Here is a 10,139-nt window from a genome sequence, read left to right on the forward strand (position 1 = left end):
CGGCCTGGCGTTCCGGGCGTAAGGTGGGATCAGGCTGGGTCATCGGCCACATCTAGCCTTTCGGTGCCAAGAGCTGCAAGGCGGCGCGGATCAGCGCCGATGCATCCGCCTGCGGATCAGCACCCAAGGCTTGAACCACAGCGCTCGCCGCATCGCCCGGCGCATAGCCGAGGTTGGCAAGGGCGGACATGGCATCGGCCTGTGCGGTGCTGCTGGGTTGAGGCGCCGCTTTGCGCGGGGCGGGATTCGTATCGGCCTCGATCACCTCATCCCCTGTGGCGGCGGCCATGCCTGCGCCCAAAGCCATCACGCCGGGGGCTTTGTCTTTGAGTTCGATAATCACCCGCTGCGCTGTCTTCGGCCCTACACCACGCGCCTTGGCGACCGCATTCCAGTCGCCCAGCGCGATGGCCCGGCTGACACCATCGGCCCCCAGCGCCCCAAGGATCGCGAGCGATGCTTTCGCCCCGATCCCCTGCACCGACATCAGCAACCGGTGCCATTCTTTTTCGACCAAGGTCGTGAAGCCGAACAATTGCAGGATGTCTTCGCGCACCAGCAGGTCGGTATACAGCGCCACAGCCTCACCATTGCCGGGCAGGCTAGCCATCACACGATCAGAGACATAGACCAGATAAGCCACGCCGCGCACATCGATCAGGACGTGATCGGTGCTGCGGTATTCCAGCCTTCCGGCGATCTTGCCGATCATGCGCTGGCCTTTGCAAGAGCGACATTCAGCCGGTTCGCCGATTGCAGGTGATGGGCGTGACAGATGGCGATGGCGAGCGCATCGGCAGCATCAGGCCCTGCCAGTTTCACTCCGGGAAGTTGCAGCTTGACCATATGCGCGACCTGCACCTTATCCGCATGGCCCACGCCGACGACGGCCTTTTTGATCGCATTAGGTGCGTATTCCCCGATCCGCAGACCGGCCTGCGCCGTCACCAGCAGCGCGATCCCCCGCGCCTGCCCCAGTTTCAGCGTGCCGACGCCGTCCTTGTTAACGAAAGTCTGTTCGACCGCAGCTTCCGTTGGGCAATGCAGCGCGATCATCGCGGCAAGCTGATCATGCAGGGACAACAGGCGCATCGCGAGATCATCGCCGGTCGAATGGCTGATCCCGTTCGCGACATGGGTGATGCGTGCGCCCGCCACATCAATCAGGCCCCAGCCCATATTTCGCAGGCCCGGATCAATTCCCAATACGCGCATTGCTCGCCCCATTTTTAATCTATTGCCGAAAGCTAGCACAAAAGGCGAACAAAGACCAAGCGCCTTTGACGAAGGGCTGCACCGACAGCAGCAGACGACCGCACCGGCATGACGGTGAAGCACTGGAGCTGCACCGGGAGATCATCAGTAAAAGAAGGCCTGCACCAAGGCGTTTGCATAATTTTTAGGCATTCTGAAAACGCATATGACCCATGCAAAAACAGGTCTGGTGCGATCATAGAATGGCCCCTAAATGCCGGGTATCAGATTTTCGCTGCAAGGCAGCATATACAAGGAACTTGGCCATGGCCGCTTTTGAAACCAACCGCTCTGGCGCCAGCATGTCTGCTGGCCGCGTCCCTTCTTTCATTGTTGCCGTTATCGGCGCCGTTGCTGCATGGAATGATGCACGCATCACACGCAATTCGTTGTCGCGCCTGTCAGCGCGCGAATTGGATGATATCGGTCTGTGCTATGGTGATATCGAGAAGGTCGTGGCACGCAGCGCACGCTGAACCTGTCGGCCTGCATCTTCACGACCGCGTCAATCCGGCGCGGTCGTTTGCACGTTTGCGATCAGCCCGTCAGCCTGCCGAGCATTTCTGCGATCAAGGCCGTCACCGCATCAGGCTGCATCAGCCATGCCACCGCGACTGACAGCGTGTCGCCCCGCCCCAACGTTACGAGATGGGCATTATAGCTGTCTGCGCCGATGCTGGCCAGAAAAAGACCTTTTAACACAAATCCCAGGATCACGGCGGTGCCGATACCGCGAAGAGGAAGCCGCAGACGGAACCTGCGGGGCTGTTCCACAATCAGCCCATCCGAGCGCATCCGTTTGACCGATCCGCTGTTCAGCTGATCATGCTTGCGCACAATCTTTTTCAATCGCTTGTCAAAAGGTGTATTGGCCTGCGCCATCCGTGTGCCGCCTGATCTGTTACTCGTTCAAAACTAGCATAATATTGCCGAAAACGGTCTGCAAAACAAGGTTTTTATCAGCGCAGGCCTCTCATGCGGCGTTTTTGCACATCACCAGCGTTGTCCAGTCCCCGATGGCGGATGATTTCGTCAGGGTGAAGCCGTTGGTCTGGTAAACTGCCTGTACCTCATCCGCCTGTTCGTTGAGGATGCCGGACAGGATCAAATATCCCCCTTGCCGCATATGTGCGCTGACATCCGGCGACAGGCCGATCAAAGGCCCTTTGAGGATATTGGCGAAGATCAGATCGAATGGTCCGGTGATCACATCGCCGCCAAATCCGGCGGCAACGATGCAATCCACCTGACCGTCTAAATCATTCGCCTTCACATTGGCCAGCGCCACCTCGATGGCGACAGGGTCGATATCACTGGCCAGCACCGGCCCGCCAAGCACCTTGGCCGCCGCCATCGCCAGCACGGCCGTGCCGCACCCCAGATCCAGAATGCGTCCGCCCTTGAAACCTGCGGCCAGCACATCCTCGAATGCCAGCAGGCAGCCCAGCGTCGTGCCATGGTGGCCTGTGCCAAAGGCCATCGCCGCCTCGATCAGCAATGGGATGCTGTCGGCGGGCACCTTGTCGGCATCGTGTGATCCATAGACAAAGAACCGCCCGGCGGGCACCGGGGCCAGATCGCGCTGGACCTTGGACACCCAATCCTGATCGGGAATTTCGGATATATTGAACGGTTTTGCACCGTGAACTGCCGCCAGCACTGCCAGCGCCCCGGCGTCGGGGGCGGTTTCGGTATAGGCGGCGACTTCCCAAAGACCTGATCCATCCTCGATCTCGAAAACCCCGGTACCGATAGGTTCGGGTTCAAGATGTTCCAACGCCTCGGCCAGGGCATAGGCAGCGTCTTCACCGGTCATTGTGGTCAGGGCGGTGTAACTGGTCATGGCGCTTGCTTTCAGAAAGGTTGCTGCCGCTTAGGACCCTGCCCCGCTTGCGTCAAGCACCCACGCCAATCGGGCAGGTCACGCCGGTGCCGCCGATGCCGCAATAACCGCCCGGATTCTTCGAAAGATATTGTTGGTGATAATCTTCCGCAAAGTAAAAGATCGGCGCGCCGATGATCTCGGTCGTGATGGCGCCGTAACCGGCTTGAGCCAGACGTGGTGCAAAGGCGTCTTTCGATGCTTCGCCAGCTGATTGCTGCGCGGCATCAAATGTATAGATACCGGATCGATACTGCGTGCCGCGGTCATTGCCCTGGCGCATGCCTTGGGTCGGGTCGTGACCATCCCAGAACACCTGCAACAATTGGTCATAGCTGATCACGGCAGGGTCATAGACCACGCGGACCACCTCGTTATGGCCGGTCTTGCCGGTACAGACCTCTTCGTAAGTCGGGTTGGGTGTATAGCCGCCAGTGTAGCCGACCATCGTGGATTGCACACCTTCCAATTTCCAGAACATCCGTTCGACGCCCCAGAAACAGCCCATGCCGAAAACTGCCTCGGCCATACCGGTTGGCAGGTCCCTGATGATGGGGGTTCCGTAAACATGATGTGTCTGTGCCGTCGGGATCGGTTGGGCCCTGCCCGGCAGGGCGGCGTCGGGGCTGACCATCTGGGTCTTGGCGCTTTGTGTAAAAAACATATCAGGCTCCTATACTTTGTGTCAGATATAAGCCCGATTAGGGAAATTGCCACTCTGTAGCGGCAAATGCGAAACAGCTTTGCGTGCTTGATCCACATCAAAGAGGTTCGCGCCGTACTGCTTTAGCTCCGACCCTGCGAACAGAATTGTTTTGACAGGTGAGCCATGTCCTCCACCGACACCCAACCGCTTTATGCGCCGCGCGAGCCGATTTTTCCGCGCCGCGTCAAAGGCTATTACCGCACCCTGAAATGGTGGGTGATGGCCGTCACGCTGGGCATCTATTACCTCACGCCGTGGATCAGGTGGGACCGGGGGCCGAACCTGCCCGATCAGGCCGTGCTGATCGACATGGCGCACCGGCGGTTCTATTTCTTCTGGATCGAAATCTGGTCGCATGAATTCTATTTTGTGGCCGGTCTGTTGATCATGGCAGGGCTGGGGTTGTTTCTATTCACCTCGGCCCTAGGCCGGGTCTGGTGCGGCTATACCTGCCCGCAGACCGTCTGGACCGACCTTTTCATTCTTGTCGAACGTTGGATCGAAGGCGACCGTAACGCCCGTGTGCGGCTGTGGAAGGCAAGATGGGATGCCCGCAAAATGCGGCTGCGCCTGACCAAATGGATGGTCTGGCTGCTGATCGCCGTGGCGACCGGCGGGGCCTGGGTGTTTTATTTCGCCGATGCGCCGACCTTGGCGCGCGACTTGATCACGCTAGAGGCACCTTTCGTCGCATGGGGCACGATTGGCGTCCTGACAGCCACGACCTTTCTCTTTGGCGGCTTCATGCGCGAACAGGTCTGCAATTACATGTGCCCCTGGCCGCGCATTCAGGCCGCGATGATGGACCCCGAAACCCTGACAGTCGCCTATCGCGACTGGCGCGGTGAACCGCGCGGCAAACAGCGCATCGAGGGCGCTGGCGATTGCATCGACTGCCTGGCCTGCGTCAACGTGTGCCCTGCGGGTATCGACATCCGGGATGGCCAGCAGATGGAGTGCATCACCTGCGCGCTTTGCATCGACGCCTGCGATGACGTCATGGCCAAAATCGGCAAGCCACGCGGCCTGATCGACTATCTGGCGCTGTCAGACCAAGAAGGTGAGGCACAGGGCAAAACCGCAAAACCGATCTGGGCGCATATCCTGCGCTGGCGTACGATGATCTATACCGCAATGTGGGCGGCCATAGGCGTGGGGCTCGTGTTTGCGATGTTCATCCGCGCCGATCTGGAAATGACCGTCTCGCCCGTGCGCAACCCGACCTATGTGATGCTGAGCGACGGGACCGTGCGCAATATCTATGACATCCGGCTGCTGAACAAATTGGGCGAGGACCGGGAATTCACGCTCTCGCTCGTCTCGGACGCAGCATTGGATATCACGCTGGAAGGCACCGATCAGGACAGCGTCATCGTGCCGGCGAATGAAACGATGCTGCAACGCGTCTATGTCGCGGCCCCACCGGGAACGCCAGCCGCAAGTGCGGACCGCACCGACCTGCGGTTCTGGGTTGCGGATGAGATCACCGGCGAGCGCGCATTCACAGACAGTATTTTCAACGGAAGGGCAGCGCGATGACCGCAGATGCACAAGAACCCCGTCAATTCACCGGCAGGCATATGTTGGCCGTCATGCTGAGTAGTTTCGGGATCATTATCACCGTTAACCTTGGGATGGCCTATATGGCGATTTCCACTTTTCCGGGGGTCGAGGCGCGCAGTACTTACGTCGCAAGCCAGACCTTTGAGGTGAACCGCGCGGCGCAGGACGCCCTTGGCTGGGACGTCGTGGCAACACTTGATGACGGTTTGCTGACGCTGGCGATCACGGATCAGGCAGGCCAGCCGGTGCAGCCGCGCGTGATCAAGGCGATCTTTGGTCGCGCCACGCATACCGGCGAGGATCATACACCCGACTTCACATGGACCGGAACGACACTGACCGCGATGGTCCCGTCGCGCGACGGCTACTGGAACCTCAGGCTGGAGCTGGAAGCAGAAAACGGCACGATCTTTCGTCGTCGTATCCAGTTGCGTGACACATGAGCGATACAACCGCCTGCCCTGCCTGCATTGGCATTCCCGAAGGGGCGCTGGCCAAGGCCGCGTCACGCGGGACCGAACAGATCATCCTGTCTTTGCCCGCGATCCATTGTGTCGCGTGCATCACCGGTGTGGAACGCGCCTTGCAGGCGCTTGACGGTGTCGTCAGCGCGCGAGTCAACCTGTCGATGAAGCGCGTCACGGTTGGTCTTGACCAACCGCTGGCACCAGAGACGCTGATCGATGCGCTGGAACTGGCAGGCTTCGAGGCCCGCAGTCTGGATCAGGGCCTGCTCAGCGCAGAAAACGACCCTGTTGGTGGTGCGCTGATGACGCGGATTGCGGTGTCCGGCTTTGCTATGATGAATGTGATGCTGATGTCTGTGGCGATCTGGTCGGGTGCGATGGGCGCGACCCAGCACATGTTCCACCTGATCAGCGCTGCAATCTCGATCCCGGCGGTGGCCTATGCGGGCCAGCCGTTCTTTCGTCATGCCTGGTCGGCCCTCCGCGTGCGGCGGCTGAACATGGATGTACCGATCTCGCTGGCGCTGATCCTGACCACGGGCATGTCGCTGTTTGAGACAGTCTATGGCGGTGAACATGCCTATTTCGAGGCGGCGGTGTCGCTGGTGTTTTTCCTGCTGATCGGGCGTTATCTGGACCATCGCAGCCGCAAGGCGGCCGCCTCTGCCGCCGCGCAACTGGCCGCGTTAGAGGTGCCGCGTGTGATGCGGGTGACGGGTGGCATCCGCCAGATGGTGGATTTTGCCGACCTGGTGGTGGGCGATCTGGTGCTGGTCTTGCCCGGTGGACGCATTCCCGTGGACGGTGTCGTGACCGATGGCGCCAGCCAGATTGACCGGTCCATACTGACCGGCGAAAGCCGCCTGCACCTTGCCGATACCGGCGCAAAGGTGACAGCGGGCGAGGTCAATATGACCGGCCCGCTGACGATCCGCGCGGCGACCGTGGGTATGGACACGACCCTGCGCAAACTGGTTACGATGGTTGACGCAGCCGAGGCCGTGCGCAACCGCTATACCGCCATCGCCGACCGCGCTGCGGCGTTCTATTCGCCGATGGTGCATCTGCTGGCGCTCATGACCTTTGCAGGCTGGGTATTCTGGTCGGGCGATATGCGGCTGTCGCTGAATATCGCCGTGGCTGTGCTGATCATCACTTGCCCCTGCGCACTGGGCTTAGCGGTTCCTGCGGTGTCCACCATCGCGGCAGGGCGGTTGTTCCGCGCTGGCCTGTTGGTCAAGGACGGCACCGCGCTGGAACGATTGGCCGAGGTCGATACTGTTGTCTTTGACAAGACCGGCACACTGACCATGCCCGTCGCTGCGCGCGATGCGCTGACCATGACCGAACAGGCAATTGCGCTTGCCCTGACACAAAACGCAAGTCACCCTGTATCGCAGGCCATCGCCGCATCGCTTGGCGGGGTGACCCCTGCGATCCTGACAGATCAGACAGAACATCGCGGCAACGGGTTGAGTGCGACTTATCATGGCCAGAATGTCCGTCTTGGGTCCGGCGCATGGCTGGGCACGGGCACGGGTACCTATCTGCAAATCGGCGACAACGCCCCGCGCAAGATCAAGCTGGTCGCAGGCCTGCGCGACGGGGCGCAGGACCTTGTCGCTGCCTGGCAAAAGGCGGGGCTGACCGTGCATCTGGTATCAGGGGACGACCGGAGCGAGACCGAAAGGGTGGCCGATATCTTGGGCATTGACCACTGGCAGGCGGAAACCCAGCCAGAGGACAAGATCCGTTATATCGAGGCGCTGTCTGCCCAAGGTGCCAAGGTCCTGATGGTCGGCGACGGGCTGAATGACACCGGTGCGCTGACCGCAGCCTATGCATCACTGTCGCCTGCCACGGCTGCTGACGCATCGCGCGCCGCATCCGATATCGTGCTGTTGAACGACAGCCTAATACCGCTGATCGAATTGCCGCTGGTGGCACGCGCCGCTAAAAAACGGATCGTGGAAAACTTTGCCATCTCGGCTGCATATAACCTGATCGCTATCCCGATTGCGGTGGCCGGTTTCGCCACACCGCTGCTGGCGGCAATCGCGATGTCCACGTCATCAATCACCGTTCTTGTGAACGCTTTACGCTTGAAAGGCCGGGTATGAATGTTTTGGTAATCCTTATCCCGGTGTCGCTGATCCTGGGTGCCTTGGGGCTTGTGGCCTTCCTTTGGAGCCTGCGTGCACATCAATATGAAGACCTTGAAGGTGACGCTTGGCGGATCTTGACCGACGATGATCAGGAACCGCGCTAAAATCGCAAAAGACTTCTCTCACCACAGTTGACAGACGCGTGACCGGCTCATATCTAACCGGTGTTGGCACTCGGGTCTGCTGAGTGCTAACACCAAAGATAACCGAACTGGAGAAGTTCCGAAATGGCATTTAAACCACTTCACGACCGTGTGCTGGTCCGTCGCCTTGAAGGCGAAGAAAAAACACAGGGCGGTCTGATCATCCCAGACACCGCCAAGGAAAAACCCGCCGAAGGCGAAATCGTCAGCATCGGTGAAGGCGCGCGCAAAGACAGCGGCGAGCTGATCGCGATGTCCGTCAAGCCTGGCGACAAAGTGCTGTTTGGCAAATGGTCCGGCACCGAAGTCCGCATCGACGGCGAAGAGCTGTTGATCATGAAGGAAAGCGACATCCTCGGGATCATGTGATCCTGCGGCCCTGTCCTGTCCACTTTCAAATAATTCAAGGAGCACATGCAAATGGCTGCTAAAGAAGTCAAGTTCAGCACCGACGCGCGTAACCGGATGCTCAAGGGTGTCAACATCCTTGCCGACGCCGTCAAAGTGACCCTCGGCCCCAAAGGCCGCAACGTGGTTATCGACAAATCCTTTGGCGCACCGCGCATCACAAAGGACGGTGTCTCTGTCGCCAAAGAAATCGAACTGGAAGACAAGTTCGAAAACATGGGCGCGCAGATGGTCAAAGAAGTGGCCAACCGCACCAATGACGAAGCCGGTGACGGCACCACGACGGCCACCGTTCTGGCTCAGGCGATTGTCCGCGAGGGCATGAAATCTGTTGCTGCTGGCATGAACCCGATGGACCTGAAGCGCGGCATCGATCTGGCGACATCCAAAGTCGTCGAAGCGATCAAAGCGGCTGCACGTCCTGTCAACGACAGCGACGAAGTCGCACAGGTCGGCACGATCTCTGCCAACGGCGAGGCTGAAATTGGTCGCCAGATCGCTGATGCGATGCAGAAAGTCGGCAACGAAGGCGTGATCACCGTCGAAGAAAACAAAGGTCTGGAAACAGAAACCGATGTCGTCGAAGGCATGCAGTTCGACCGCGGCTACCTGTCGCCATATTTCGTGACCAACCCAGAGAAAATGACAGTCGAGCTGGAGGATGCGATCATCCTGCTGCACGAAAAGAAACTGTCGTCGCTGCAACCAATGGTGCCCCTGCTGGAATCCGTGATCCAGTCCGGCAAGCCATTGCTGATCATCTCTGAAGATGTCGAAGGCGAAGCGCTGGCGACCCTGGTTGTCAACAAACTGCGTGGCGGCCTGAAAATCGCTGCTGTCAAAGCCCCTGGCTTTGGTGATCGTCGCAAGTCGATGCTGCAGGATATCGCCATTCTGACCGGTGGTCAGGTGATTTCTGACGATCTGGGCATGAAACTGGAAAACGTCACCATCGACATGCTGGGTTCTGCCAAGCGTATCTCGATCACCAAAGACGCGACAACCATCGTGGACGGCGCTGGCGACAAATCGGAAATCGAAGCACGCGTTGCCCAGATCCGTGGCCAGATCGAAGAAACGACATCCGACTACGACCGTGAAAAGCTGCAGGAACGCGTGGCCAAACTGGCCGGCGGTGTGGCTGTCATCCGCGTCGGCGGCATGTCCGAAGTGGAAGTCAAAGAGCGTAAAGACCGCGTTGACGATGCCCTGAACGCGACACGCGCTGCTGTGCAAGAAGGCGTTGTTGTCGGTGGTGGTGTTGCCCTGATCCAAGCCGGTAAGGTTCTGGAAGGTCTCAAGGGTGCAAACTCTGACCAAGATGTGGGTATTTCGATCATCCGCAAGGCGATTGAAGCACCACTGCGTCAGATCGCAGAAAACTCTGGCGTGGACGGGTCGGTTGTTGCCGGCAAGATCCGCGAAAGCACTGACAAGAACTTTGGCTTCAACGCGCAGACCGAAGAATATGGTGACATGTTCAAGTTCGGCGTCATTGACCCGGCCAAGGTTGTGCGCACAGCCCTGCAAGACGCGGCTTCTGTCGCTGGC

Annotated in this window: 12 protein-coding genes; 7 read left to right on the forward strand and 5 right to left on the reverse strand. The window is 59.3% G+C overall.

From position 1 onward, the window contains the following. Positions 1-52 precede the first annotated feature (52 nt). Both ruvA and ruvC read right to left on the reverse strand, forming a co-directional pair. Complete coding sequence (gene ruvA, locus ACK4TM_RS15620) at positions 53-712, reverse strand: Holliday junction branch migration protein RuvA (RefSeq protein ID WP_409702929.1); 660 nt, start codon at positions 710-712, stop codon at positions 53-55. After that, positions 709-1,215: a crossover junction endodeoxyribonuclease RuvC gene (gene ruvC, locus ACK4TM_RS15625; protein WP_409702931.1), complete on the reverse strand. Its 507-nt coding sequence runs from the start codon at positions 1,213-1,215 to the stop codon at positions 709-711. Before ruvC ends, ruvA begins: the two co-directional genes overlap by 4 nt. Positions 1,216-1,520: 305 nt before the next feature. On the opposite strand from ruvC, the gene ACK4TM_RS15630 reads away from it, so the two are divergent. Further along, positions 1,521-1,730 carry a DUF1127 domain-containing protein gene (locus tag ACK4TM_RS15630; protein ID WP_409702933.1) on the forward strand — a complete coding sequence of 70 codons (210 nt, stop codon included), beginning with the start codon at positions 1,521-1,523 and terminating at the stop codon, positions 1,728-1,730. Positions 1,731-1,791: 61 nt separating this feature from the next. Here ACK4TM_RS15630 and ACK4TM_RS15635 read toward each other — a convergent pair whose 3' ends face one another. From ACK4TM_RS15635 to msrA, 3 genes are all read right to left on the reverse strand, one after another. Then, a complete protein-coding gene (locus ACK4TM_RS15635; RefSeq protein WP_409702935.1) occupies positions 1,792-2,103 on the reverse strand; it encodes a hypothetical protein in 312 nt (103 codons plus the stop codon). A gap of 124 nt (positions 2,104-2,227) precedes the next feature. Next, positions 2,228-3,097: a 50S ribosomal protein L11 methyltransferase gene (locus tag ACK4TM_RS15640; RefSeq protein WP_409702937.1), complete on the reverse strand. Its 870-nt coding sequence runs from the start codon at positions 3,095-3,097 to the stop codon at positions 2,228-2,230. Positions 3,098-3,149: 52 nt separating this feature from the next. After that, complete coding sequence (gene msrA, locus ACK4TM_RS15645; RefSeq protein WP_409702939.1) at positions 3,150-3,800, reverse strand: peptide-methionine (S)-S-oxide reductase MsrA; 651 nt, start codon at positions 3,798-3,800, stop codon at positions 3,150-3,152. 165 nt (positions 3,801-3,965) lie between these two features. Between msrA and ccoG the strand changes: the two genes are divergently transcribed. The 6 genes from ccoG to groL all read left to right on the forward strand — a co-directional run. After that, a complete protein-coding gene (gene ccoG / locus ACK4TM_RS15650; RefSeq protein WP_409702942.1) occupies positions 3,966-5,381 on the forward strand; it encodes a cytochrome c oxidase accessory protein CcoG in 1,416 nt (471 codons plus the stop codon). Beyond that, entirely contained in the window at positions 5,378-5,848 is a 471-nt protein-coding gene (locus tag ACK4TM_RS15655; protein WP_409702944.1) for a FixH family protein, read from the forward strand. Before ccoG ends, ACK4TM_RS15655 begins: the two co-directional genes overlap by 4 nt. Next, positions 5,845-7,992, forward strand: coding sequence for a heavy metal translocating P-type ATPase (locus ACK4TM_RS15660; protein ID WP_409702946.1), 2,148 nt, complete (start codon positions 5,845-5,847; stop codon positions 7,990-7,992). The genes ACK4TM_RS15655 and ACK4TM_RS15660 overlap by 4 nt, the downstream gene beginning before the upstream one ends. After that, complete coding sequence (gene ccoS / locus ACK4TM_RS15665) at positions 7,989-8,141, forward strand: cbb3-type cytochrome oxidase assembly protein CcoS (RefSeq protein WP_409702948.1); 153 nt, start codon at positions 7,989-7,991, stop codon at positions 8,139-8,141. The genes ACK4TM_RS15660 and ccoS overlap by 4 nt, the downstream gene beginning before the upstream one ends. 123 nt (positions 8,142-8,264) lie before the next feature. Continuing rightward, on the forward strand, positions 8,265-8,549 hold the full coding sequence (locus tag ACK4TM_RS15670) for a co-chaperone GroES (protein ID WP_409702950.1): 285 nt from the start codon (positions 8,265-8,267) through the stop codon (positions 8,547-8,549). 51 nt (positions 8,550-8,600) lie between these two features. Further along, positions 8,601-10,139, forward strand: a 1,539-nt coding sequence (groL, locus tag ACK4TM_RS15675; protein WP_409702951.1) for a chaperonin GroEL, incomplete at its 3' end; no start/stop codon positions are given.

Origin of the sequence: Yoonia sp., assembly GCF_046292185.1 — a bacterium.
In the GTDB taxonomy this organism is placed as follows: domain Bacteria; phylum Pseudomonadota; class Alphaproteobacteria; order Rhodobacterales; family Rhodobacteraceae; genus Yoonia.

Bases quoted from the DNA above. Each gene is read 5' to 3' on its own strand.
- ACK4TM_RS15670 (WP_409702950.1), top strand. From the start codon at position 8,265: ATGGCATTTAAACCACTTCACGACCGTGTGCTGGTCCGTCGCCTTGAA.
- ruvC (WP_409702931.1), bottom strand. From the start codon at position 1,215: ATGCGCGTATTGGGAATTGATCCGGGCCTGCGAAATATGGGCTGGGGC.
- ccoS (WP_409702948.1), top strand. From the start codon at position 7,989: ATGAATGTTTTGGTAATCCTTATCCCGGTGTCGCTGATCCTGGGTGCC.
- ccoG (WP_409702942.1), top strand. From the start codon at position 3,966: ATGTCCTCCACCGACACCCAACCGCTTTATGCGCCGCGCGAGCCGATT.
- msrA (WP_409702939.1), bottom strand. From the start codon at position 3,800: ATGTTTTTTACACAAAGCGCCAAGACCCAGATGGTCAGCCCCGACGCC.
- ruvA (WP_409702929.1), bottom strand. From the start codon at position 712: ATGATCGGCAAGATCGCCGGAAGGCTGGAATACCGCAGCACCGATCAC.
- ACK4TM_RS15630 (WP_409702933.1), top strand. From the start codon at position 1,521: ATGGCCGCTTTTGAAACCAACCGCTCTGGCGCCAGCATGTCTGCTGGC.
- ACK4TM_RS15655 (WP_409702944.1), top strand. From the start codon at position 5,378: ATGACCGCAGATGCACAAGAACCCCGTCAATTCACCGGCAGGCATATG.
- ACK4TM_RS15660 (WP_409702946.1), top strand. From the start codon at position 5,845: ATGAGCGATACAACCGCCTGCCCTGCCTGCATTGGCATTCCCGAAGGG.
- ACK4TM_RS15640 (WP_409702937.1), bottom strand. From the start codon at position 3,097: ATGACCAGTTACACCGCCCTGACCACAATGACCGGTGAAGACGCTGCC.